The organism is Neobacillus sp. NPDC093127 (assembly GCF_044754175.1).
Taxonomy (GTDB): domain Bacteria; phylum Bacillota; class Bacilli; order Bacillales; family Cytobacillaceae; genus Neobacillus.
The window spans coordinates 133,800-156,189 of the sequence record NZ_JBIVOP010000014.1 but is presented as its reverse complement, the minus strand read 5'-3'; the positions used below and the strand labels follow the sequence as shown (position 1 = coordinate 156,189).

Genomic DNA, 22,390 nt, shown 5'->3' with positions numbered 1-22,390 from the left:
GTTGGTAGCGATTCATAAAGACTAATAAAACAAAACTTCTGTAATCACAACCAAATCCTTGCCCTTCTTGTATTTATCCGGCCTTGTAGGAGGCTGTGCAATGAGTTTAAATTTAATTTTTCGGATAAATCTCGAAATAAATTCTCTTCGTTCCTCATCGGTGAGCTTATGGAAATTTTCATTAAAATAAAATATAATCTGTTTAATTTCTTCGATGTCTAAGGTTGGAACTGGGACTTGAATCTGATTAATCTTATTTTCTAATTCGTCCATAATTTCTCTTGTTTCATCCATCAACTTATCGAACTCTTTATCAGTCATTTTATCAGCTGCCCAAGCTCGCTGATATTTTTCCCGTCTTTTGCTGATCTGTTGTAATTGCTCTTTAAAAACAGATACTTCATCTTTTTCTTCAGGAAGTTCAATATGATGTATTTCCACGTTTCTCATGTACTCATATAGTGCATCCAAAAACCGATACTCGCCAATAGTTAACATTTTCCGTCCTTGTTTCCAGCAAACTTGACATTTATAAACAACGCCCTGGTATTCAGATCCATCACTTCTTTTTCTTACATAACGGTTAACCGAAAGAATACTTCCGCATTGTGAGCAAATTAATTTTCCTTGGAATAGATAAATGCTCTCAACTTCTCTGTTTCTGTGTAAAGAATTATCTTCAAGAATTTGTTGGAGTTTATTCCATCTTTCCCTACTTATAATCCCTAAATGAGTATTGGCAAAAATTTTACCTTGCCACTGAGTATCTCCACACAGCGCGGGGTTCTTCAAAATTCTAAGAACCGCAGTAGGATGCCACTCTAATTTATCATCATTCGTTTTGGTTAGAAATTTTGCTACTTGACTAGCGGACTTTCCAGCTTCAATTTTATCAGCCATATCAAGAGTAACAGCTGTTCTTTTTTTGTTTGATATTAGTTTTTCATTTTCATCTAAATCAAAAGGATAGGGGATATTGCCCACACGTTCTCCACTTGAAACTTTTTCTTCTAACGCCATCTTTATACGCTCTGATAAGTTATCTGTTTCCCACTCTGCAAGAGCAGCTACAATAGTTATAAAAAGTTTCCCCATTGCTGTTGTTGTATCGTAGGGCTCTGTTGCTGATTTAAAGCTACAGCTGTGTCTTTCAAGCATCTCCAACATTTTGTGTAGGTCTTTAACTTTACGAGTAAAACGGTCAAGACGATAAACCAGTATGATATTAATTTTCCCAGTCTTAACATCGTCCAATAACAACTGCAGCTTAGGACGATTCATATCTTTGGCGGACACACCTTCATCAATATAAAACCTATAATTATTCCAGCCTTGGGATGCGCAAAAAGAAGTTAATCTTTCTTTTTGAGCGGGGATAGAATAGCCTTCTTTTGCCTGCTCCTCAGTCGAAACCCGAATATATATTCCAATTGTATAGCTCTGTTCAGAAACAACATTAATACCCATTATATATTTCCTCCTTTTGGAAGTTTTGTCGAAATAAAGCGAAAGGTTTGTCGACAAAACTCTAATTAAATGATGTATGATTGATTTGTAAGCTAAATGGTTGACAACTGAATCGCGGAAAGGGTATAAAACCATTTCCTCCTATGCCTTCTTTCTGTTTTTAACTAAAACCCATTCGTAAAGTTCATCTCCATGATCTAAACCTAGAATGGATGCAACGTTTTTAGCAGACTCCATAGACATTCGTTGTTTTCCGTTTATCCATTTATCCACTTGTTGCCGGTGAACATCTAGTCGTCTAGCTAATTCTGCTGGAGTCATTTCCAGCTCGTCCAGTCTCTCAGAAAGAAGGCATTTCCCGATTCGGTATGCCATTCTTTTACCGCCTATTCTATTCACAAATTATTTCTAGGGGTTGCACATAATGAAAAGACTAACATTAGAAACCAAAAAAACAATCGCAACATTACTTGTCAAAACCTCATTTAAGCGAATCTTGGATGAAAAAAAGGCTAAACAAACTTGTGACGAATGCAGACAAAGAATTCTTACTTATTCAGCCAAAAACGTTTCTTGAATTACTTTACTTTGGTTCAAACATAACCTGAACAACCTTCCCGATAATTCGGGCTTTTTCATTTGTGATGAAAATAGGTTCGTAGTTCGGGTTATCAGGGTAAAGTATGACTTGTCCATTTTCAGTTTTTTTAACTCTTTTTAAAGTAGCTTCATCACCGTTAATATTTACAACTGCTATTTCCCCGTTTTCTACTTCAGGTTGCAGTTTTATTACCACCTTATCCCCTTCAAATATTCTGCTGCCTATCATCGAGTCGCCTTTAACCTTTAAAACAATTGCCTCGTTTTCTTTCAAGTTCCACATGTTCGGTATTTCTGTCCACTCCTCGATGTGTTCTTCCGCTAAGATGGGTTGCCCAGCTGCTATGTACCCAAGCACTGGGACAAACAAGACGGGATGGCGGTTGTCATCAATTTTTTCTGAATTACTTTTGAAAATTTCACTGGGATCAATACCCTGTTGGACAAAATCTTTAATTATCCCGTTCAGAAAGCTTATTTTTTCTTCTAATGTTAAATGTTCGAACATTGATTCAGGATTGTTAATAACTTCATCCATTTCTTCTCTGCTAATATCAGCATGCGTTGCTTGTACCTCATTTACCAGTATCTGTTTAAATTCTTTTGGATCATCGAACATTGCACCTATAAACATTTCCGATGCGTTATTTACTAGCTCAATTAGATCCTTATAAGATTTCATCGTTTTTATTGTTTCTGGAAGCAATTCCAACCTAGTTTCCGCTGAGATATACCCAGCTTTCTCCATCAATTCATCGTAGCTAACACCAAGAGGCTCATGAATCTTCATCAGAATTTCCGGAGATGGTATGCCGCGTTTACCGTTTTCTAAGTGAGAAAAATAAGCATTAGATACCCCCGTTTTATCTCTTAATTGTCTGATTGATAAGCCTTTTTCTGTTCTTAAGGCTTTAATATACGATCCAAATTCTTTAGGGTTCGTTAACATGATTTTCACCTCCCGCACTCAATTATAACTAAATTATATTAACAATTGTTATCTTTTTTATAAAAAATTATTCAAAAAGTGTTTACAAAAGTTATCGACATGAGTTAATATGAATTTACAGATAACTTTTGTAACCACCTAGGAGGTGATGCCAGTGAAAATAAAAGTGAAGGACCCAAATGAACTTCGAAGATTGCTGATTATAAACGGGTACTCTCAAGCGGATTTTGCAAAAGAATTAAAAATAACAACGCCCTATTTAAATCAAATCGTCAATGATGAGAAATGTCCAAGTCCCAAAATTGCTAAAAATATTCACACAAAACTTGGTGCTCAATTCGAGGATATTTTTTTTATCGAAAGTGATAGCAAAAGTTATCGGGCCGAATAGAAAATTAATGGGGAGATGGAGTCATGGAGAAGGGGACACTTGAAGTCGAACCGCCGCAGATCAGCGAGGAAACAATGAAAGAAATGGCAAAGTTTTTCATGAGAACATCGATTCCGAGAATCATTGCTGAAAGAAGAAAGGCTAAGGCTGCTGAAAACCAACCAACCTAATAAATAGAAGGAGGTTTCGCAAATGAACAAACATGTTCTTCGGATTCAGTATTACACCAGGAAGATTGTCCAGCTTGGCGCAGTACACCCAACAAAAAGAAATGAGCGCTGGAGTAAACGCTTATATAGGTTGCTCGCATATAAAAAAGCGATGCACGAGCAATTAGTCAGCCATATGAAACAAGATTTAACGCATTCTTAACAAGCCTTAACCAGGCTCTTCTTTTTAACATCTTTGCGAAATTTGCAAAACGAAAATAGTTCTATCTGAAGGGGGTGATGTATAGGTGGGCGCGTTAGTGACAGGGATTATAATCACTGGATTAATGTTGCTGGGTCATGGAATTGTTTGGGCTTTTGATTTAGTACCAGAAAGAGGGGAGTAACCTATGGCAAATATTGAAGCTGTAGTGATTAAGGGCTTCCAATCGCACGTAGAAAGTACGTTTAATCTTTGTCCAGGTCTTAATGTAATAACAGGACCTTCAGATGCTGGTAAAACAGCGATTATTCGTGCAGTAAGGTGGGTTTCGTTAAATGAACCTACAGGTGAGGCTTACGTGAATCAAAGCGTAGGGGAAGCGGAAGTGCGGCTTGTTTTAGACACAGGTCAAATCATTACAAAACGCAGAAGAAAAGGAAAAACATCGTACCTTGTCCAACGAGATTCTGGCGATGATGGTAGCCTTTTCGAAAAATCAGAAGTACCAGAGGAAGTAAAAGCAGTATTAGGAATAACGAAACAAACTTTTGGAGATTTCGAAGCGGCGCTAAATTTCGCATTCCAGCTGGATCCGCCATTCCTCATTTCAGAAACGGCAAGCGCCGGAGCAAAGGTGCTAGGAAAGCTGGCGGGAACTGAAGCTGTAGACATGGCTGTAAAAGCAGTAAATAAGGATACAGTCGCATTTCGGAATGAAAGATCCCAGGCTAACAGGGAAGTAGAGAGGATAAACGGTGACCTCTTGCTGTACGCAGGCATCGACGAGGCGAAAGAACATCTTGACCTTGCAGAAATGGTACTACAACAAATTGAGTCAAACCATAATAAAAGCGAAAACTTAAAAGAGCTGCGTCAATCCTTTGCCGTCTACACAGGGCAAAAGGATATTTTTTCCGCAAAATTGGACAAGCTAGCCGTTCTTCCAGAAATAACAGCTGTTTTAAACGGCACAGAAAAAGCCCAGAGGCGCTTCGAAACACTACTGGACCTTTTAACTCGCTATAACCATCTTGATTCCATGATATCACTTTTACAGTCTAAGATGTCAGTATTTTCTGGCTTAACGGTTGCAGCCGATAGCGTGGAAGTAATTAGTGATAATCAGGACAAGATGTCTTTGTTAACTAGCTTATACAAAGAATACAAAAAATATGACGAGCTCGTAAATAAAAATAACGAAATACTTTTACATCTACAGGATTTGGAAAGTGCTAGCAGCCGTCTATGGCAAATCAAAAATCATAACTATCCTTTTGTTAACGATTTAAAAACAGTAAATGTGAAATATGAAGACGTTGCTAGACGCTCAGAATTAGCCCGTAATGCTTTAGAAAGATTTATTGGGCTAACAGAGGCGGAAACACTTCTCAGTGGAATGACACTTAGAAATGAAAGGCTGATAGGGCTTAAATCACTTAGTAAAGAATTAGACGACGTTGTTAGACGTTCAGTATTAGCACAGGCTGCTTTAGAAAGATTCGAAGGTCTTACAGATGCTGAATTTGGTTTAAGCAGCGCATCGCTCAAGGATGAAAGGCTGACACAGCTAAACACACTTGCCGATGAGTATAGAATTTCGTGGCTACTTGTAGAGAATACAAAAGCTAATTTAAACGGTACGGCCGTTGCTGTAAGAACATATCAAGAAGATCTTACCAAAGCCTGGGAAGGTGCCGGTGGTATTTGCCCGCTATGCGAACAGCCGCATGCTGGAGGCGCTTGCTGATGATTAACCAAACAGAACATATCGATCACGGAGTAGTCATCTTTATCCATACCCGTAAGGTCGGCGTAAAACAGATTCTAATCGATAAAGAGGATTGGCCAGCAGCTGAACAAATCCAGCGTTTAGTTCTTTATAAGGACCCAAAAGGACGGGAGTTTGCTCGAAGCGATAAGAATAATGACCAGGTTCTCCTTCATCGTCACCTGTTCGACATACCGAAAGGCAGCCGTATGGAATGGCTAAACGGTAACACCTTAGATCTTCGAAAAGAAAACATACAGTTGGTAGACACGGAAGGCACTGTAACTCTTCTAAAGGAGCCAGTCGAAGAAAGTGTACCCAAACCAGTAATTAAAGGAGTCACTTTCCACAAAGGAAGTCAGAAGTGGACAAGCCGTCCTTACCATGGAAGTGACCGCTACAGCTTGGGATACTTCACGACCAAAGAAGAAGCGGAAAACGAAACGCTTATTTTTCTAAATGAAGGGCCTAATAGTCCTAATCTAAAACGTAATCAACCGAAAGGGGTTAAGAAATAATGGATATCAAAAATCGTATTGAGATCGCAAAAATGAATCTTCGTAAAGCGGAGAATGCAAAGGTGCAGGCAGAAACGCAAAAAACTGCAGCTGAGCAACGGCTGGAAGAAATCAAAGGAAAAATGCTGGAAGCCGGGGTTACTCCTGAAACTATTAAGCAAGAAATCGAAACTCTGGAAGCTCAGGTTCGTGCTGATTTAGAAAAAGTCGAAAAGCTTATTCCTCAGGTGTAATAAGATGGCCGTTAATCCTTACATTTTAAAAACAGCGGTTACTATATTCAAAACTTTGGAAAGAAACGAAGTGGAATTGGTGCAAAAGAAAGGTTCTTACGGAGGCGGTGGCGGTCTGTATCTTGTGTGCAAGGAGACCGGGGAAGAAGAATCTCTACCAGAACTATTTAACCAATTGGCTGAGATAGAAGGAGGCAGAGAATTTGTACCAGCTAATGAAAGTAAAAGCAGATCTTCGGCAGGCGAGTGAGAAGGTTATCTCTAAAATCGCACAGCGTGATTTGTTAAGGCAACAAAAAGAAGCAGCACGTAACCGCCTGGAAGCGGCGGAATCCGAATTACGTGATTTCGATTTGGTTCAGATTCTTCTCCAGCAAACCAGTGAATATGCAAGGCAGCAAGCTAAAACACAAATCGAAGAAGTGGTTACCAGCGCTCTATCAGTTGTGTTCGGAAAAGATTACCGATTCATAGTCAATATCGAGGTAAAGGCTAATCAGCCAGTAGCGGAATATTTCCTCGAGTCAGAAGGAGTAACCACACAGTTAAAGCCGCCTGACTATGACCGCGGCGGTGGTGTGGCGGATGTTGTCAGCCTAGCTTTAAAACTAGCTGTTGGAGAATTAAGTGGAATTCGTGGTCCGTTATTCCTCGATGAGGTTGGGAAACACGTTAGCCAGGAATTCGCACAGAATGTAGCATTTTTCCTAAAGGAATTCAGCAGCAAGTTTAATCGTCAGATTTGTTTAATCACACATAACCCAGTGTTAGCTGAGATAGGCGACGTAAGTCTACAGGTTCGGCAGATTGGCGGGAAATCCAAGGTAGAAGCTTTATAAGGCGAAAGGAGAGTAGAAAGTATGTGCATTAAGTGTGTGGTACAAAGAATCACCTCAGAAGCTTTAGGAATGGAGATCATTGATACGGTCGTTGGTAAAGTGACACCTGATCAGCTTCATGAAGTAAGGCAATTAGTCGAGGCCAGGGAACGGCTCGAGAAACAAATTCACGTAGAAATGAAACATTTAATCGAATTAGGTAAAAGCAAAGATTTGGTATCCGCGGCAGTCAGCAGCAAGTACGAAAAAAAGTATAGAGATTTGGCGAAACTGACAAACACTGTTATCGAGGAAATATGCAGGCAAAACGGAATGCAGACAGAAAAATGGAACGACCATAATGTTAATCCGGAAACACTGGAAATTGTGAAAAGGCAAATCGTTCCTGCGAATACTGCCAGTCAGGTGCATTGATATGACGAAATTGCTATGGACCGGTGATTGGCACTTAAGAGGAACTACGCCAAGAAACCGTACGGACAATTACAAAGAAGCTATTAAAGAAAAACTCTTAGAAATTTTTAACCTAGCAAAATATCGCCAGGTTGATGCGATTGTCACAGCGGGTGATACCTTTCATACTCCTGAGGTCGCAACAGGCGTCCTGCTAGAATTCGCTGAACTGCTAGAAAAATCACCGGTACCAATTCTTACTACAGCTGGAAATCACGATATATACGGTTACAACCTGGATACATACAACAGGACAAGCTTAAGAGTACTAGAAAAATTAGTACCACAATTAACCGTATTTAATGACCCTAGCAAGGCTGTAATTTCCGGAGATAATGCAGTTTTAAGTTTTACTCCTTACAGTGCAGAAATAGATAAGAATGGGTACGGTTACAGCCCCGAATATGTACGAAACTATGACGACAGATTAAAAATTCACGTCGCTCATGGAATGCTATTGGACCACACACCGCCATTTGACCGCTATACGTACATCGGGGACGTGGATACTGCAGCTGATTTAGTTTTGACTGGTCACGATCATACCGGTTACGGAATCTATAAACGTTCAGATGGTAAGACATTTGTTAACTGCGGAGCGATTTGTAGACTGTCCGCTTCCCAGCAGGAGATAAATAGAAAGGTAGAAGTCCTACTTATCGACGTAAAGAGTAAAACGGACTTCGACCTGGAGCTTATCCCACTGCAAAGTGCAAAGCCTGGAGAGCAAATACTAGACCGCAGCGCTATCGAGGCACAGAACGAGCGGCAATACGCTATGGAGGAATTCGCAACCTTAATAAAGGCTACGAACGGCGAAAAGGTCCTGGTGGATATTAACGCGATTATCGAAGCGATTGCCGATAAGGAAAATTACCGACCTGATGTGGTTCGTAAAGCCTTAGACAAAATCGCACAAGCGAAAGAATCTTTAAGGTTATAGAGAGGTGAATCGAGTGGGTAAATTCACACCGGAGCAAATTGATCGTGCAGCTGAGAATGGGGTTACCTTAAATATGCTACATTATCGCACCCGAAGGGGTATGGACGTTGAAATGGCAATTAACACACCTAAGGTGGACCCCAGTGAAGCTGGGCGTAGAGGAAAAGCGAATCAACCTTCTTGGGATATAAAACGAGGAGTGAAGTAGATGCTTACTTATGAAACATTTATGAAACACGCGGAAAAAGTTTGTAAAAGCCCTTCAGCTGGTGTACGCCCAATGCTCAGCGGCGTGAAGCACAAAGAAAACGGTGATTTAATCTGTACGGATAGTCACAGACTTTATGTAGCAAAAGAACTCCACTCTCGGGATGATGGAGCCGTGATCACACCAAGAGGAAAAATAGTAGATGGAAACTATCCTGATGTTTCCAGGCTAATCCCGGATCCTTTGTACGCTAAGCAGTCACTTGAAATCGAGTTGAACGAGCTCTTTCGTGCCGCGGATATGATTGCAGCCGTCGGTGGAATAGCACAGAAAAGCATGGTCGAGGGTACGAAAGCTGAGTACAAGCCTCCGGCCCTTGATTTTATAGAAGACGCCATTGGTTATACCAATTTTGCGGTGAAAATTAGCTACTCATTTTACCCGTTACGCTTTGAAGAGCCCATCTGCTCCAATGCGGTCTATGTACCGGATGCTGTAAAACTATTAAAAGCTGCAGGCTGCGAAACTATCACGATAAGATTCTACGGATCTATGAGGCCATTCACATTAACAAATGAGGATGAAAACTTATTAGTTTTGATTCTACCAATCAGAAAACACAGTTAGGAGGGCTGTAAGTGCTCGCAATCGTTGAAGGAAGTATCGAAAAAGTAAAAGCGGAAATGAAGCAAATAGCTAAGTGGAAAGCCGATGAAATTAAAAGCGTTAAGAGTCAAATAAAGTTCTGGAAGGAAACTGAGAAAAAGGCTGCCAAGGAAGAAAAACGGAAAGAAAACGCCTATCCGAATGAGCTTGGTGAAAAGCTCGGTGCCTTAGAGATAGCTAAAGAAAAGTATTCTTCTGCGGTTGTTCCTGTACGTATCGGAGATATTGTCATTAACTATACGGTTTATTTAAAGGCATTTTCTAAACTTAAAGGTTGCCGTGTTTACCCAGAAGAGATTCACGACAAAGAGTTAGTCATCAACTACACAGACGATACAGCTAATGGGAAGATTCATCTTTATGACATTTCAAAAATTTATAGCGAGCTGAACAGTATGCCTATCGCTGAGATTAACCATAACGCCTAAGGAACAAAAAGGAGGATTAGGAAAATGCCAGAAATTACTCAAAACAAACCTCAGTTTAATACGGATTCGTTAACACCGGGAAAAGCGGTTTTTATTACAGATGAAAGAACCAATTATGGAAGATATGCAAAAAAGTATAGTGCTATTATTACCGGTTCTACTCCACTTTCGTTAGATGTTGTTTATGTAGAAGACCGTGCAATAGAAACGGATACATTCTCCATTGACCAAGTAACCAGGAGTCATAAATCAGTAACAATAGAATTTTTGACAATCCAAAAGGAGGCTTCAAAAAATGACCAATCTAACTGATCAACTAACAATTTTAGTAGGGCATTTCGGCAAGGAGTCTGTTGTAGCCGCAGCTGAGCAATTACTAAGCGCGAGCATCAAAAAACTACCTGCAGGTTATGACAGCCTAGCACAGCCTGATAAAGTTGCTTTCACCATTCAAGCAGTAGACGCAGCTATTTCAGATGTAGTAAAGGCCGGCCAAGAAGTAGACGCGGCTTACGGGGAACGTGGTAGTTTGTTAAAACAAAAAACACAGCTGGAGACATCCGTTCAGCTTAGAGAGTCAGAAGCATTCATGCAGATCCGTGGGGAGGCGCGTAGCCAGTACGTCATAATCGACGGGGAAAAGGTTGCTCTTTCGAACGAAGAAACACGCAAGGCATATGCACGAACGTATTCCAAAGAGGAACGCCTCCAGCTTTCACAAATCGAATCACAACTTGCTGAACTCGACGTAAAGATTATGCAGGCAAAGGATAAGTACCAAACGGCAAAAGAAGGTGCTGATCTCGTAAAAGCGAAAGCGCATGTTCAAGGAAACCTACTTAATTTCTTAAGTTAGGTGAAAGAACATGTCAAGGAAACGTGAGATTTTCAGAATCATTGATGATCATATGGTTAATTCATTAGCTGCGGACGAAGTAAAGAAATACATTAATAATCTGTTACATGCAAAAGGAGGTTCCAATGGACCCAAAGCAACAAACATTAAGAAACAAGCAAAGAGAGCGGCAACAGCGCGGGGATGATTTCCAGGAAGAAATCCGAAACAGCTGGCCACATGTTCCAAACGTCTGGCATATCCACATAAAGGATGGCGGGGGGGGTACGAGACCCGCTGACCGCCTGGTTCTTTGCGAGGAAGTCAATATCCTATCTGAATTAAAAAGGACAGCTGGGGAGCGGTTTAACTTAAGCTTCCTGCGTCCGAATCAGATTAGGGGATTAATCGATTTTGACCAGGTGATTAAGCGGAACTATGGACTCGTTCTAGTAAGCTTTCATAATCCAAAAAAGCACTTGGATAAAGCCTACGCTTTCCGTTTACACCATGCTCTAATGTTCTTCCATAAACACAGCCGGCAATATCTCACACTAGAAGAATTAGAAGCTAAAAAGATACTAGCGATTGAGCTGCCACGTTTATCTTACTCAGATAAAACATACGACTTAAGGGGGTTGGCTACTTGCTACAAATATTTATAACGAATAACATCCGGATCCGCGGAGCATCGACCCCGTTACGATCGACCATTACAAAGGCCTTAACATATGACAATCCCGCATACGTCGAAGCGAAAAGGAAAAGGCGACGTACCTGGGGAATCGAATCGAAGTTAGAACTGTTTGTTTATGACAAAGGGGATATCGTTACGCCCCGAGGTTTTCGGAAAGAACTTGAAGACATACTTAAAAAAGCTGGGATTGAGCCGTCGAAAGTTATCGTTTCAAGAGAACAAGAAGGTCACCAAGTAGACTTTGGACCGTGGAACGAAGACTTTATCATGCGTGATTACCAGCAGCCTATGGTGAAGGCACTTCTAAACGAGAGCGGCGTCGGTATTGCTCCTGCAGGTAGTGGGAAAACGATCATGGGAATGAAGTTTATCCATGATTATGGCAGGCCGACGCTGTGGCTTACGCATACAAAAGATTTAATGTATCAGACAGCCAAAAAAGCAGAAGCAACCCTAAAAGGAGTAGGGAGAATTGGATTCTTTGGAGACGGTAAGCACGACTGGGGAGACGGTAAGCTGATAATTGCAACCGTTCAAACATTAAACGCTAACCCACACCTCGTAGATGCCATGAATGACTTTATCGGTGCCATTATCATCGATGAGGCGCATCACTTTCCGGCCGTGCAATTTGTCGAAACAGCTGGAAAGTTTAGGGCGGCGAAGATGATTGGGCTGACAGCGACCCCTGAGCGAAAAGATGGGCTGCAGTGTTATCTCTACCGAGGAATTGGCCCCCAGCTCCACCGTGTAGAACGGGATACGCTTTACGACAATAGAGAACTGATTAAACCGGAACTGAAATTCGTTTATACAGAATTTAATTATGAAACGGCATCCAATCGAAATGCGCTCGACAGTGTCGATGCCGGAGGAGATGACCTCGACTATTCTGATTTAATAAAGCATTTGATTGGTGATGAAAAGCGGGCAAAGTTAATCGCAGAAAACATTTTAGAAGCAGCACCTTTAGGACCGGCGATTGTCATCACAGAATCGGTTAGGTATTGCTTCGTTTTAGAAGAATTGGTTAAAAGGATGTTCGCAGCTCGGTTCCCAGGCGCGAAGCCGTTAAGAACCGCTGTAGTTCATGGAGGTATTAGCCGGTATACATGGCGTGTAACAGACAATACCAATCTCGCTCCGGTTAACGATGACAATTACCGCTGGAATAAGCGCCTAAATCGTCTGCAAGTAAGGGTAGAGCAGTATACCGAAGAAGAAATGAAGAGATGGCAAGTATCTAGTCAGCAACGAAAAGACATTTTAGCAGCATGTGACCGAAAAGAAATCGATATCCTTTTCGCTACCCAGTTAGCCCGCGAAGGACTGGATATGCCGCATTTAACAGTGGGCCATATGGCGATGCCAAAACGCGGGGACCGAAAAGGGGATGCAAGCGGTTCTGCAGTAGAGCAGGAAATCGGACGGATCATGCGTCCTGACCCAAAAAACCAAAATAAAAAAGCTGTCTGGTATGACTACATTGACTACAACGTTGGAGTTTTTAAAGACCAGTACTACAGCCGACGTAAAGTTTATACCCGTTTAGGAATTAAGGTACCGAAAAAGCCAAGGACTGAAAGAGATGAAATTTTAGACTTCCTTGGTTCAGGTACAATGTTTGATTTACCACTTTAAGAGGAGGTTAAAACATGCCACGAGTTTCGGTTGTAAACGCAAATCACCCAGCAATACTAGAAAAGCTGGTGAATGGATTCTTTGAGGAAATAAGCGGGGAATTGATTGACATTAAATACAGCACGGTTTCGATTCCAGGCTTGAAGGTTCCGAAAACAGAGCACAATGCCATGATTATCTATAAAACAGCTGAAGAAGTCTCAGGGGGACGGTAATCATGGAATTTAAACTATTTAAAGTCTCTGGTTATGAAGAGGCAATAATGAGTCTAAGGATGTCAAAAGGGAAGTATTACAGCTGGGGTAACGCCTTAGACATTCAGCGACTAGTGTATGCCGTAACGGATCAGCAAGGTTTCATTGCTAGCGAAGAAGAGTACAGTGCGAAGATGGAAATCTTAGGCGGTGCGCCTGGTAAGTTAACGGGTGACTATGAAACTGATGTTGCTGAATTTGAGAGACTTCTACAATTAACCTTTAAAGCAGCCATGGAAGACAAGCATCATACCTTAATGAAATACATCGATATCAGTTTCTTTACAGAAGGATTGCATAGAGGCGCGCAGGATGACCTGGATGCACATGCTATTGCCTTCAATAATCGGATTACTCGTTTTTCTACTAGACTAGCGGAAATTGATAATGTGAAACTCTCTGAATGGTACCAGGATAAGGTAATCCCAATCTACGAGGTTATGAAAAGACTTGGAGTCTTAGAAAATCATTTACCTGCAGAAGTTTTTATGGGCCACAACGAGACAAAATTCATTCTTACCCCTTTCGGTTATGTCTTAGAAAAATTCGCGCAGGTGCCAGCGAAAAACGGTTTAGCAAAGGACGTGCAGCGTGGATTGATGCCGCTAGGTATTGCTTCGAATGCCCTATGGAAAATCGATTTCTTCAACCTCCGGTACGTGTACAGCATGCGGTCGAAGCTGACGAAAGCGAATCCGGAGCTGAAGCTGGGAATGGAGCAGCTAGCGGATCAGATTGAATTGTTAGTGCCGGTATTTGGTTCGTATTTCCGTAAGGTTTTTACGGATAGCGGCCACTGGGAGCATGTCAATAAGGTTCGGACTATTACTAGTGAACAGTACCAACAAATAAAACCTGTGCTCGGTCATTCTTGACTCATATTGCGAAGGAGTGAAATCAATGACTTGGGAAGATATGCAAATAAATGGCGCGTACAAAAACAAGAAAAATAAACAACTTTATAGGATAGTAAATTTTGCAACTCACAGCGAAACGCAAGAATGGATGGTTGTTTACATGGCTTTATATCCAAACTATAAAATCTGGGTACGACCATTCGATTTGTTTTGTGAAAAATTTCAATGGCACTCTTTGTTGCCAGATTGTTAGTACACAATTCAAATAAATTACCCCGTTAAGGAGGTGGCTGTCTTCTTTTAGAAAATAGTCTAATTGTTTAAAAGTCCGATAGTTTAATCTAACTCATTAAATATAAAAAATGAAAAGAGGAATAACTAATGACTGAACAAAACACGAACCAAGTCGCTGAAAAAGAGGAAGCAAAAACTCCAGTCGTTCAGCAGGCAGGAAGCAATTACATCACTCAAATCTTAGAAGAAACAAAAAACGGGTTTATCGAAGCCAACCAAGGACTTGATCTTGATTTCGTCCGCATGGGTGACTGGTTATCCGTTAACAAGAAAGGTAACTTCCAGGAGAAAGATGATGAGGCTGTTCAGTACGGCGATACAATCGACGTGGTAGTAGGATTTGGTGAACAGCGCTGGTCTCTATGGGGGTTAGAAGGAAGCCCGGAGGACGGTCAATTAATCGTTGCTCATAAAACAAAGGATGAGGCAGAAGAAGCACTTAGCGGCTGGTTAAACGAAAACCCTCAAGCCGCTGACCGTTATAGCGCTGCTGATATCAGCCTTCGTTATATGGCTTATGTTGTGCCGGTAGACAGCTTGACACCGGATGATTTCCCTAAGATTTACTTAATGTCTTTCAGCCCTACAGACACTATCGTTTGGGGAAGGTTCGCATTCGACGTATACAAAGGGAAGTTTAAAGTTCTTAATATCCCATCTCGTACTGCAGTTAATAAAATCGTTGTACGCTTGACAACAGAAGAAAAGAAAAGCCGTTCAAACGCAAGTCAAAGCTGGATTGGTCTTAACTTTAAGCCTGTCGGATTATTTAAACCAGAAGACTACGGAATTGTCACAGCACAGGCTTAAGTAAAGACCTAGGGGGCGTCTACGTATGGCAAACAAAGAACCAAAACTGAGCGACTACAAATACGTCGACGCCTGGTATAGCGACCAAAACGGGAAAGGTATTCCATGGAAGCGAATCGAGTTAGGTGAGGTAAAAAGTTTCCAGCAGGAAGAAGCTTACAACTATAACTGTTTCGCAACCGTACAGCGATTTGCTAAGTCGGAGAAGACAAAAGGGGAAACGTTCATTTCCCCTCTGTACTTCGATTTAGATCATGCCGAAAACCCCGCTATCAGCCAGGCCGACGCTATAAAATTATTAGAGTTTTTTACAGAAGAACTTGACATAAAAGAAAGTGACATTTGGGTCTACTTTTCAGGGTCAAAGGGCTTTCATATCTTAATCAATTCGCAGGCGATGGGGATCACGCCGCGAAACGACCTGCATAAAATTTTTAAACACATAGCTGGTTATCTAGTACATCGATTAAATCTTGTTTCTTTAGATCTTGTTGTATATACAGCGCCACGAATGCTTAGATTACCGAATTCAATTCACCAAAAAACAAAATTATTTAAGATTGAACTGAGTATCGATGAATTAAAAACATTACCACTTGAAACCATTAAAGAAAAAGCAAACCGGCCAAGGCATAAAGAAGATGCCCCATTTACCGGGCAAGAACGAAGTGATGGTTTAGATGCACGACCAAAAGCATCTTTCTTTTTTAATGACAAAAAACATGAACACTCGCAAGCTGCAGCAACTAAAAGCGCTCGTTATGAAAAGGAAGAATATAACTTTAAAAAAGGAAGACCTCCAGTCTGTGTGCAAGACATTTTAGAGGGGGGCTGGAAGAAAGACGGCGACCGAAACCAGGCTACTGTACAGCTTGCTTGCTATTACAAAGATGCCGGCCATTCGCGTGATGAAGCGCTTAAGATTTTAGAAGAATGGGCTGTTAAACATACTTCAGCAGACAGTGAGTACCAAAAGCAGCAACGTGTCGCTAACACACGAAGCGTAGTAGACTCTGTTTTTTCTGACGAAAATGAATACCGTTTTGGGTGTGCCTTTATCCGTTCCCTTCATGGCGAAAAGCAGCCAGGTAGTAAAGAATATGAGCGCGTCGCCTGCGCTGGTGATTTATGTCCTTGCATCAAGAAAAACAGTGAGGCAGAAGAAGCGGCTGACCTTATGCACCTTGCGGAAACAGGTAATGCGGATCTAACAGGTAAGGTTGTCAAAACACGGGTTATGATTGCCGGTAAAAAACATACGCCGTATATCGTGCCGAAAAAAATCGAATACCATTGCTGGGGGCGTGAAGGATGCAAAAAGTATCATTGTCCTTTATACGACATTCCCAGCCATACATTATTTAAAGACCTTGGGGTTCAGGACCGTGAGCTCATTCAGATGACAGGTATTGGCGACGATAACATAAAAGGGATCCTGCGAGAAATCAGTACGATTCCTAATTGCGCAAAATACAATACAGAAATCGTGGATAATGCCAATGTGGACGAGCTTCTAGTTATCCCAATGGCTGAGGAAAAGTCGGGCTTAGAAGAACACGTTGGGGACGGGAAATATGTTTTACGTCGTGTCTATTCGATTGGCGGTCTCTCCTTATCGGAGAATAAATATTACGAATTAACCGGTTATGTGTACCCGCATCCAAAGAATCAGGAAAGCACGATACTGGTTAAAGATGCGAAGCCCTTGCAGGATGTCGTGGAAAGCTTTGAATTGACGGATGAAATTAGAAATGACCTAGCATCTTTTCAGCCTGCGGATTATACAGCGGCAGCCATAGAGGAAAAGCTTGGTGCTATCTGTACTGACTTGACGTATAACGTTACTCATATTGTCGAGAGGGATGAAACCCTTCTAGGCGTGCTTATGGTGATGCACAGCGTACTACGTTTTAAAGTACCGTGGGATAATGCTTTAATCCGAGGCTGGCTAGAGCTTAAGGTCGTTGGGGATACAGGAACAGGGAAAAGTGCTCTGATCGAAAAAATGATGAAATACGCAGGTCTTGGCGCTCGGGTAAATGCAGAGAGTACCAGCCGTACCGGGCTAACCTACAAAATGGAGCAATCAGGAAGCGGCGGCGCTTGGTATATCGTTTGGGGAGCATGGCCATTAGCGGATAAAGAAATGATTTGGATCGATGAAGCTACCGGCATTACAAAAGACGAATACGGGGAAATGACCTTAGCTAGATCAGACGGGAAGTTAGAAGTTAAGCGTGCGGTTACTGCAGAAACACCTTGCCGGGTCCGAGCGATTCTTTCTGGGAACGTACCTAAGGGAAAACGGTTAGCTGATTACGCTCAAGGTGTAGAAAGCTTAAAGGATATCTTTAATAACGAAGATATACGTCGATTCGATTTCGCTGTTTTTATGAGAGCCAGTGATGTAAGTCCTGATCTATATAATAAACAGCTGGGGACATACCCGAACATGATTACCAGCCAATCACTAAAAAACAATATTCTTTTCGCTTGGTCTAGAACGCCAGAAGAAGTTCTATTTACGGATGGGACCATCGAAAAAATATTAGAAGTATCGACGTACTTAAGTAAGGTGTACGGAAATGCGACCGACGTACCTTTAGTTTCTCCTTCCGATCAGCGTAATAAGATTGCCAGGTTGGTTGTAGGTCTTGCAGCTTTAACTCACAGTGTCGATGAGTCAGGGGAACGAATTCAAGTATGGCCTGGTCATGTGGAGTTTATTAAGGAATACCTTAAGGCACTCTACAATAGCCCTGGGTGCGGCCTAAACTATTATGCGAAGTTAGCCCTTCGAGAAGAGGAAATGACGCAGGAACGGTATGACAAATTAACTAAGGACCTACGTAGCATCGATACTTTAAAAGGCGACCATAAATACTTTGAGTTTATTAAACTATTCGCTCAACAGAAGTATTTGAGACTGGGAGATATAGAAGCCATGCTTTCTATCGAAAAAGATGAAGCGAAGAAAGTCGTAAACTTACTGGTTCGTATGCGGATGGTCATCATGACGAGCGGCGGGTATCGGAAAACGCCACGCTTCAATGCGTTTGTCGCTTATGCTATGCAGCTGGGGTTATTTGATCATATGAATGATGATTACTATTGACAGAAATTACGAATTAATAAAAATCGAAAGGTTGATGAAAATGAAAAAGAAACTCGTAATAACTCTTGTAATTGCTATGTCAATTATTACTCTTGTCGGTTGTACTGAAGCCGACACTGTTTCAGAAAACTTATCAAAGTCAGCTGACAATTTTCAAGTACAAAGAAAGATAGTTTTCCTTAATGGTATTACCGACAAATATCTGCTTACGATTGAGGGACTATGCTCACTTAATACTGATAGTGCAAAGAAGCTAACTGTCACTTGTAAGGTTGGAGACGGTCAATATAAAAAACATTACCTTGGATTGAGTGACAACGTGAGCTATTTCGTGGAGCAAACTGACGCTAAATATGAGGACGCTTTTCACTACAAAGTTATATTCCGTCCAGAGTCGATTGTTCCAGACATTGACATTCAAACAAGTAAATAAAGCGTTGTGACGTAGTCCGACTATTTTGTTAAAAAGAACTGTAGGGATGGTAGGAGAATGTATATATTAAAAAATGATCTTCTAGATTTCTGTCTCAATAAAGCCAATCAATTTTATGAAATGCGAGATTATGTACGATGGCATCATTGGTACAAACGATCAGTACCATACAGGCAATCGCAAAATAACTACGAGGAGGTGACCGTGTTTGCCGAAAATATATATTCGTGAAGGAATCGAGTATACAGCTTCCAATCATCGTATGAAGTACAACCCAGAGTTTCATGAGAACCACGGGAAGCCTTTTACGGTGAAAGAATTAGCTTTCTTGTGTTCCAGCTGGGAAGGAATGAAAAAAGCGGATATTGCCATGGCACTTGGTAGGACACACGGAACTGTTTTAAGTAAAGCTTATGAGTTAAAACGGAAAGGCCAGTTTGAGTATTTTAAGAAGCGTGGCCATGTGTAGGTACTGATATTTTGAAGGAGTGACAAGAATGGGTTATTTCTTTTCTTGCAAAAAGTGTAAGAAATTATCTCGAAAAAAGGGGAAATACACTGTTTTGTGCCCCTCTTGTAGAAAACCAATTTTGGATAAAATGGCAGCGTCCGCTAACGGGTCACGAAAAACACTCGGTCAAAGAAAGGAATGAAATAAATGAAAAACACTCTGGGGGATTTGAACAATCATCTGTTCGCCCAGCTTGAGCGCCTAAGCGACGAGGACGTTATAGGTGAGGCGCTAACTGAAGAAATCAAGAGAGCTGAAGCAGTATCAAAAATTGCCTCTCAAGTTATTGCAAACGGCAATTTGGTTTTAAAGGCTCAGGTAGCTTATAACGGTGATGGGCGTACAGTAGTAGAAAAAGATAAACCAAAAATGCTGGAGGGGTAACCATGCCTCACAAGTACTCTAATGAACAACGGGACTTTATTCGAGAGGTTGCTCCAGGCAGATACAATGCTGAAATCGCAGAATTGTTTAATAAAAAGTTTGGGGCACAAGTTACAGAAGGGCAGATAAAAAGCTTTAAAGCTAATTATAAGATTCAAAGCAACGTCCCCAAAAAAAGAAGAACGGAACCTGAACGTCTTTTCTCAAAAGAGCAAGTTGCTTTTATTCAGGAAAATGTGATTGGTCTATCTAATCAAGAATTAGCAGACTTGGTAAATAGAACGTTTAATCTATCAGTCGCAACGAAACAGATCAAGGCTTGGAAGAACAGACACAGACTTTCAAGCGGGCTAAAAGGAACCGAGGGTAAAGCCCCTCCAAACAAAGGTACAAAAGGTCTGTACAATGTCGGCGGTAATGAAACGTCATTCAAAAAAGGACAGCGCCCCAACAATTATAAACCTGTTGGTAGCGAAAGAATTGATCAGGAAGGATACCTCTTAATCAAAGTATCCGATGATGGTCCTTGGCACAAGCGCTGGAGACATAAACACAAAGTGCTGTGGGAAGAAGTTAATGGGCCAATCCCGCGTGGACACGTCTTACTATTCGCGGACCAGAACAAACAAAACTTAGCGTTAGATAATTTAATCCTCATAACCAATAAACAACTGGCAGTGCTAAACAGGCGCGCCCTGATACACAAGGATGCGGATTTGACCAAAACTGGGATTGTTATCGCTGATATATACAGCAAAATTAGCGCTAGGAGAAAGAAAGCTTAATAGATTCTATGGACAAGCAGGTAAAAATAGAACCAAGTAGGTAAAATTTTTTACCTAAAGTGATAACAAAAGTTATCGAACAAGGAGGATGCAATTCATGAAATTAGGTTCATTGTTTGGAACACCGAAGACCTTAGCGAGCACAACGAAAAGCAATCCAAAAAGCCCACCTAAAAGTAATCTAGGCGGGGTAATGGAAACCAAGCTGCGCCCAGGAGAATTTAAAATCAATTGGCCAAAAATTGAACCGCAGCAGGTGAAAGATTACAGACCTATCCTTTCCGTAAATGAATTAGAGGAATATCTCAAGAAATGCCAGGAAACAGGATTCGCCAGCTTTGACTGGGAGACAGCGGCTGATGAAGATACGAGAAAACAGTATCTAATCGATGTGGAACCATTACTTTCACGAACAGCGGTCCTAGAAACAGAAATGGATGAACTTCTCAAAAAAGAAGATGCCCAGCCTACTAAAAAGGAAAAGGATGCCATATCAAAGGAAATTAAAAAACTGCAGGCTGTGATTAAAGAGGTAAATGGAGAAATTGACGATATCCGGAAAGCGTATCTTAGGACTCCATTGGATCCATGGAAAGGCGAAATCTGTACAGCATCTATATCAGCTGAACCACATGAAGCAATAGTCGTTCCAATCAGCCATAAAAAGGGACAAGTCTTTGAGCCACACTTAACCCGTGATAAAGCCCGTGAGGTCTTCATGGATACGTTTGAACGAATGATTTTGATGAATAAAGAAGTTATCAAGATTGCCGTTAACTTCACGTTCGAAAGTAAATACCTGGCTCGTTATGGGAGGTACGTGGTCGGTCCTGTAGCGGATCCCTTAATGATGTGGGTACGTTGCTTGCAGGTGGTAGCACCGCAAAAAATACAGGACCCGAAAAAGCCTTCAAGAGGTTGGGGGTTAAAACCGGCGACAAAGAACACGTTTGGTGTAAACATGAACGATTTTACAGCTCTTTTATATAAACATCAGGCTGATTTCTTCGATGAAATCGATGCAAGTCAGGGAGATGGCCTTCTATATTCAGCAGAGGACAGCGATTACGGTCTGCAGCATTATCTTTACTGGCGCGAGATTGCAAAGCAGATCCCACGGTATGATAAATGGCTGCATAAAATCGAAATGCCGTTCCAACGGGTCATCGGATTAATGGAATACTGGGGCATGGCATGGGATAAAGATTTAGCCTCCCAAAAAGCGCAGGAAGCGGAAATCATGCAGCAACAAGCGGCCGACAAAATCAAAGAAATTATTAAAGAATCTACCGGCTTAGAAGTGAACACAGGCGCGGCAGGCAAAACGAATGAAGTAAAACATGTCATCTTTGATGTGATGAAACTTCCGGCCGCGAAATGGTCCGAAAAGACTGGTGACGCAAGTCTAGATAAGGAAGGCCTCATCGATATGATCTTCATGCTCGAAAACAATCTAATGAGTATTGATGAAGAAAAATATCTAGGTGTGAAACTACCAAAAGGATGGGAGGAAATCGATCCAGAGCAGGACCCTACTTTAAGTAAGGATGAACGGCAGTCAATCCGCATAGCCAAACGGGAGCCACATCCATATAAAGGCGCAGGACTTCAGCTGTTAGAGCAGCTGAAGAAAATCCAGAAATATTCGACGCTTTTAAGTAGCCACATCAAAGGCCGAGAGAAGTATTTTAATGATCGTAGCGGACGTATTCATGCCGGCTACAGTACGTTTACGGAAACAAGTAGAACAAACAGCTTTAACCCTAAACTACATTGGGGCTTATGCGGGTGACTGCATAAGAAAACCTGGTGAATTCATGGAAGGCTAAGGCGGAAGCTACGCTAATCATGAGCGAAGCCCTACAGGGATGTAGGGAACGTGCAACGACTAACGGAAGTAATCCAGAACGGAAGAAACCGACACGAGCGCCAGGCACTT

32 protein-coding genes are annotated in these 22,390 nt (G+C 41.5%); 29 read left to right on the top strand and 3 right to left on the bottom strand.

The annotated features are described in order from the left end of the window. Positions 1-21: 21 nt before the first annotated feature. Positions 22-1,467: a recombinase family protein gene (locus ACIQCO_RS19245; RefSeq protein WP_400431188.1), complete on the bottom strand. Its 1,446-nt coding sequence runs from the start codon at positions 1,465-1,467 to the stop codon at positions 22-24. Positions 1,468-1,608: 141 nt separating this feature from the next. After that, positions 1,609-1,842: a helix-turn-helix transcriptional regulator gene (locus ACIQCO_RS19240; protein WP_400431185.1), complete on the bottom strand. Its 234-nt coding sequence runs from the start codon at positions 1,840-1,842 to the stop codon at positions 1,609-1,611. A 49-nt stretch (positions 1,843-1,891) separates the two neighbouring features. Between ACIQCO_RS19240 and ACIQCO_RS19235 the strand changes: the two genes are divergently transcribed. Then, positions 1,892-2,044, top strand: a complete 153-nt coding sequence (locus ACIQCO_RS19235; RefSeq protein ID WP_400431182.1) for a hypothetical protein — start codon at positions 1,892-1,894, stop codon at positions 2,042-2,044. Between the two features lie 6 nt (positions 2,045-2,050). On the opposite strand, the gene lexA is transcribed toward ACIQCO_RS19235, so the two are convergent. Then, complete coding sequence (gene lexA, locus ACIQCO_RS19230) at positions 2,051-3,016, bottom strand: transcriptional repressor LexA (protein ID WP_400431179.1); 966 nt, start codon at positions 3,014-3,016, stop codon at positions 2,051-2,053. A gap of 154 nt (positions 3,017-3,170) precedes the next feature. On the opposite strand from lexA, the gene ACIQCO_RS19225 reads away from it, so the two are divergent. The 28 genes from ACIQCO_RS19225 (at position 3,171) to ACIQCO_RS19090 (ending at position 22,243) form a co-directional block, all read left to right on the top strand. After that, positions 3,171-3,407, top strand: coding sequence for a helix-turn-helix domain-containing protein (locus ACIQCO_RS19225; protein ID WP_400431176.1), 237 nt, complete (start codon positions 3,171-3,173; stop codon positions 3,405-3,407). Positions 3,408-3,430: 23 nt separating this feature from the next. Next, positions 3,431-3,577, top strand: coding sequence for a hypothetical protein (locus tag ACIQCO_RS19220; RefSeq protein WP_400431173.1), 147 nt, complete (start codon positions 3,431-3,433; stop codon positions 3,575-3,577). Positions 3,578-3,599: 22 nt separating this feature from the next. Beyond that, complete coding sequence (locus ACIQCO_RS19215) at positions 3,600-3,779, top strand: hypothetical protein (protein WP_400431170.1); 180 nt, start codon at positions 3,600-3,602, stop codon at positions 3,777-3,779. A 187-nt stretch (positions 3,780-3,966) separates the two neighbouring features. Next, the gene (locus ACIQCO_RS19210; RefSeq protein WP_400431168.1) at positions 3,967-5,526 is read left to right on the top strand and encodes an AAA family ATPase; all 1,560 of its coding nucleotides are present in this window, start codon (positions 3,967-3,969) and stop codon (positions 5,524-5,526) included. Continuing rightward, complete coding sequence (locus ACIQCO_RS19205; RefSeq protein ID WP_400431165.1) at positions 5,526-6,065, top strand: hypothetical protein; 540 nt, start codon at positions 5,526-5,528, stop codon at positions 6,063-6,065. The genes ACIQCO_RS19210 and ACIQCO_RS19205 overlap by 1 nt, the downstream gene beginning before the upstream one ends. After that, on the top strand, positions 6,065-6,298 hold the full coding sequence (locus ACIQCO_RS19200; protein ID WP_400431162.1) for a hypothetical protein: 234 nt from the start codon (positions 6,065-6,067) through the stop codon (positions 6,296-6,298). Before ACIQCO_RS19205 ends, ACIQCO_RS19200 begins: the two co-directional genes overlap by 1 nt. A gap of 4 nt (positions 6,299-6,302) precedes the next feature. Next, positions 6,303-6,548 carry a hypothetical protein gene (locus tag ACIQCO_RS19195; RefSeq protein ID WP_400431159.1) on the top strand — a complete coding sequence of 82 codons (246 nt, stop codon included), beginning with the start codon at positions 6,303-6,305 and terminating at the stop codon, positions 6,546-6,548. Next, positions 6,502-7,137 carry a chromosome partitioning protein ParA gene (locus ACIQCO_RS19190; protein ID WP_400431156.1) on the top strand — a complete coding sequence of 212 codons (636 nt, stop codon included), beginning with the start codon at positions 6,502-6,504 and terminating at the stop codon, positions 7,135-7,137. The genes ACIQCO_RS19195 and ACIQCO_RS19190 overlap by 47 nt, the downstream gene beginning before the upstream one ends. 21 nt (positions 7,138-7,158) lie before the next feature. Next, positions 7,159-7,551 (top strand): hypothetical protein, encoded by a 393-nt coding sequence (locus ACIQCO_RS19185; protein WP_400431153.1) that lies wholly within the window; start codon positions 7,159-7,161, stop codon positions 7,549-7,551. A 1-nt stretch (position 7,552) separates the two neighbouring features. Beyond that, entirely contained in the window at positions 7,553-8,533 is a 981-nt protein-coding gene (locus tag ACIQCO_RS19180) for a metallophosphoesterase family protein (protein WP_400431150.1), read from the top strand. 13 nt (positions 8,534-8,546) lie between these two features. Continuing rightward, positions 8,547-8,741, top strand: a complete 195-nt coding sequence (locus ACIQCO_RS19175) for a hypothetical protein (protein ID WP_400431147.1) — start codon at positions 8,547-8,549, stop codon at positions 8,739-8,741. Next, the gene (locus ACIQCO_RS19170) at positions 8,742-9,368 is read left to right on the top strand and encodes a hypothetical protein (protein ID WP_400431144.1); all 627 of its coding nucleotides are present in this window, start codon (positions 8,742-8,744) and stop codon (positions 9,366-9,368) included. Positions 9,369-9,379: 11 nt separating this feature from the next. Continuing rightward, positions 9,380-9,835 (top strand): hypothetical protein, encoded by a 456-nt coding sequence (locus ACIQCO_RS19165; protein ID WP_400431141.1) that lies wholly within the window; start codon positions 9,380-9,382, stop codon positions 9,833-9,835. A gap of 24 nt (positions 9,836-9,859) precedes the next feature. Further along, complete coding sequence (locus ACIQCO_RS19160) at positions 9,860-10,147, top strand: hypothetical protein (RefSeq protein ID WP_400431138.1); 288 nt, start codon at positions 9,860-9,862, stop codon at positions 10,145-10,147. Beyond that, positions 10,131-10,691 (top strand): hypothetical protein, encoded by a 561-nt coding sequence (locus ACIQCO_RS19155; RefSeq protein ID WP_400431135.1) that lies wholly within the window; start codon positions 10,131-10,133, stop codon positions 10,689-10,691. Before ACIQCO_RS19160 ends, ACIQCO_RS19155 begins: the two co-directional genes overlap by 17 nt. A 10-nt stretch (positions 10,692-10,701) precedes the next feature. Beyond that, on the top strand, positions 10,702-10,878 hold the full coding sequence (locus tag ACIQCO_RS19150; protein ID WP_400431132.1) for a hypothetical protein: 177 nt from the start codon (positions 10,702-10,704) through the stop codon (positions 10,876-10,878). Continuing rightward, a complete protein-coding gene (locus ACIQCO_RS19145; RefSeq protein ID WP_400431129.1) occupies positions 10,817-11,335 on the top strand; it encodes a hypothetical protein in 519 nt (172 codons plus the stop codon). The genes ACIQCO_RS19150 and ACIQCO_RS19145 overlap by 62 nt, the downstream gene beginning before the upstream one ends. Next, the gene (locus ACIQCO_RS19140; protein ID WP_400431126.1) at positions 11,317-13,008 is read left to right on the top strand and encodes a DEAD/DEAH box helicase; all 1,692 of its coding nucleotides are present in this window, start codon (positions 11,317-11,319) and stop codon (positions 13,006-13,008) included. Before ACIQCO_RS19145 ends, ACIQCO_RS19140 begins: the two co-directional genes overlap by 19 nt. Before the next feature lie 14 nt (positions 13,009-13,022). Continuing rightward, the gene (locus ACIQCO_RS19135) at positions 13,023-13,223 is read left to right on the top strand and encodes a sporulation protein Cse60 (protein ID WP_400431123.1); all 201 of its coding nucleotides are present in this window, start codon (positions 13,023-13,025) and stop codon (positions 13,221-13,223) included. A 2-nt stretch (positions 13,224-13,225) separates the two neighbouring features. Continuing rightward, on the top strand, positions 13,226-14,137 hold the full coding sequence (locus tag ACIQCO_RS19130; protein ID WP_400431120.1) for an FAD-dependent thymidylate synthase: 912 nt from the start codon (positions 13,226-13,228) through the stop codon (positions 14,135-14,137). A gap of 25 nt (positions 14,138-14,162) precedes the next feature. Continuing rightward, on the top strand, positions 14,163-14,372 hold the full coding sequence (locus ACIQCO_RS19125; RefSeq protein ID WP_400431117.1) for a DUF1653 domain-containing protein: 210 nt from the start codon (positions 14,163-14,165) through the stop codon (positions 14,370-14,372). Positions 14,373-14,500: 128 nt separating this feature from the next. Further along, complete coding sequence (locus ACIQCO_RS19120; protein WP_400431114.1) at positions 14,501-15,223, top strand: hypothetical protein; 723 nt, start codon at positions 14,501-14,503, stop codon at positions 15,221-15,223. 25 nt (positions 15,224-15,248) lie between these two features. Continuing rightward, entirely contained in the window at positions 15,249-18,338 is a 3,090-nt protein-coding gene (locus ACIQCO_RS19115; protein ID WP_400431111.1) for a DNA primase small subunit domain-containing protein, read from the top strand. Between the two features lie 40 nt (positions 18,339-18,378). Further along, the gene (locus ACIQCO_RS19110) at positions 18,379-18,771 is read left to right on the top strand and encodes a beta-sandwich lipoprotein (protein ID WP_483874171.1); all 393 of its coding nucleotides are present in this window, start codon (positions 18,379-18,381) and stop codon (positions 18,769-18,771) included. A gap of 208 nt (positions 18,772-18,979) precedes the next feature. Further along, a complete protein-coding gene (locus ACIQCO_RS19105) occupies positions 18,980-19,240 on the top strand; it encodes a DNA-entry nuclease (RefSeq protein ID WP_400431105.1) in 261 nt (86 codons plus the stop codon). A 189-nt stretch (positions 19,241-19,429) separates the two neighbouring features. Beyond that, positions 19,430-19,666 (top strand): hypothetical protein, encoded by a 237-nt coding sequence (locus ACIQCO_RS19100; protein WP_400431102.1) that lies wholly within the window; start codon positions 19,430-19,432, stop codon positions 19,664-19,666. A 2-nt stretch (positions 19,667-19,668) separates the two neighbouring features. Continuing rightward, positions 19,669-20,451, top strand: a complete 783-nt coding sequence (locus tag ACIQCO_RS19095) for an HNH endonuclease signature motif containing protein (RefSeq protein ID WP_400431099.1) — start codon at positions 19,669-19,671, stop codon at positions 20,449-20,451. 97 nt (positions 20,452-20,548) lie between these two features. Next, complete coding sequence (locus ACIQCO_RS19090; RefSeq protein WP_400431096.1) at positions 20,549-22,243, top strand: hypothetical protein; 1,695 nt, start codon at positions 20,549-20,551, stop codon at positions 22,241-22,243. The last annotated feature ends 147 nt before the right edge of the window (positions 22,244-22,390 follow it).

Bases quoted from the DNA above. Each gene is read 5' to 3' on its own strand.
- ACIQCO_RS19245 (WP_400431188.1), bottom strand. From the start codon at position 1,467: ATGGGTATTAATGTTGTTTCTGAACAGAGCTATACAATTGGAATATAT.
- ACIQCO_RS19240 (WP_400431185.1), bottom strand. From the start codon at position 1,842: ATGGCATACCGAATCGGGAAATGCCTTCTTTCTGAGAGACTGGACGAG.
- ACIQCO_RS19235 (WP_400431182.1), top strand. From the start codon at position 1,892: ATGAAAAGACTAACATTAGAAACCAAAAAAACAATCGCAACATTACTT.
- lexA (WP_400431179.1), bottom strand. From the start codon at position 3,016: ATGTTAACGAACCCTAAAGAATTTGGATCGTATATTAAAGCCTTAAGA.
- ACIQCO_RS19220 (WP_400431173.1), top strand. From the start codon at position 3,431: ATGGAGAAGGGGACACTTGAAGTCGAACCGCCGCAGATCAGCGAGGAA.
- ACIQCO_RS19215 (WP_400431170.1), top strand. From the start codon at position 3,600: ATGAACAAACATGTTCTTCGGATTCAGTATTACACCAGGAAGATTGTC.
- ACIQCO_RS19210 (WP_400431168.1), top strand. From the start codon at position 3,967: ATGGCAAATATTGAAGCTGTAGTGATTAAGGGCTTCCAATCGCACGTA.
- ACIQCO_RS19205 (WP_400431165.1), top strand. From the start codon at position 5,526: ATGATTAACCAAACAGAACATATCGATCACGGAGTAGTCATCTTTATC.
- ACIQCO_RS19200 (WP_400431162.1), top strand. From the start codon at position 6,065: ATGGATATCAAAAATCGTATTGAGATCGCAAAAATGAATCTTCGTAAA.
- ACIQCO_RS19195 (WP_400431159.1), top strand. From the start codon at position 6,303: ATGGCCGTTAATCCTTACATTTTAAAAACAGCGGTTACTATATTCAAA.
- ACIQCO_RS19185 (WP_400431153.1), top strand. From the start codon at position 7,159: ATGTGCATTAAGTGTGTGGTACAAAGAATCACCTCAGAAGCTTTAGGA.
- ACIQCO_RS19180 (WP_400431150.1), top strand. From the start codon at position 7,553: ATGACGAAATTGCTATGGACCGGTGATTGGCACTTAAGAGGAACTACG.
- ACIQCO_RS19170 (WP_400431144.1), top strand. From the start codon at position 8,742: ATGCTTACTTATGAAACATTTATGAAACACGCGGAAAAAGTTTGTAAA.
- ACIQCO_RS19160 (WP_400431138.1), top strand. From the start codon at position 9,860: ATGCCAGAAATTACTCAAAACAAACCTCAGTTTAATACGGATTCGTTA.
- ACIQCO_RS19155 (WP_400431135.1), top strand. From the start codon at position 10,131: ATGACCAATCTAACTGATCAACTAACAATTTTAGTAGGGCATTTCGGC.
- ACIQCO_RS19150 (WP_400431132.1), top strand. From the start codon at position 10,702: ATGTCAAGGAAACGTGAGATTTTCAGAATCATTGATGATCATATGGTT.
- ACIQCO_RS19145 (WP_400431129.1), top strand. From the start codon at position 10,817: ATGGACCCAAAGCAACAAACATTAAGAAACAAGCAAAGAGAGCGGCAA.
- ACIQCO_RS19135 (WP_400431123.1), top strand. From the start codon at position 13,023: ATGCCACGAGTTTCGGTTGTAAACGCAAATCACCCAGCAATACTAGAA.
- ACIQCO_RS19130 (WP_400431120.1), top strand. From the start codon at position 13,226: ATGGAATTTAAACTATTTAAAGTCTCTGGTTATGAAGAGGCAATAATG.
- ACIQCO_RS19125 (WP_400431117.1), top strand. From the start codon at position 14,163: ATGACTTGGGAAGATATGCAAATAAATGGCGCGTACAAAAACAAGAAA.
- ACIQCO_RS19120 (WP_400431114.1), top strand. From the start codon at position 14,501: ATGACTGAACAAAACACGAACCAAGTCGCTGAAAAAGAGGAAGCAAAA.
- ACIQCO_RS19115 (WP_400431111.1), top strand. From the start codon at position 15,249: ATGGCAAACAAAGAACCAAAACTGAGCGACTACAAATACGTCGACGCC.
- ACIQCO_RS19110 (WP_483874171.1), top strand. From the start codon at position 18,379: ATGAAAAAGAAACTCGTAATAACTCTTGTAATTGCTATGTCAATTATT.
- ACIQCO_RS19100 (WP_400431102.1), top strand. From the start codon at position 19,430: ATGAAAAACACTCTGGGGGATTTGAACAATCATCTGTTCGCCCAGCTT.
- ACIQCO_RS19095 (WP_400431099.1), top strand. From the start codon at position 19,669: ATGCCTCACAAGTACTCTAATGAACAACGGGACTTTATTCGAGAGGTT.
- ACIQCO_RS19090 (WP_400431096.1), top strand. From the start codon at position 20,549: ATGAAATTAGGTTCATTGTTTGGAACACCGAAGACCTTAGCGAGCACA.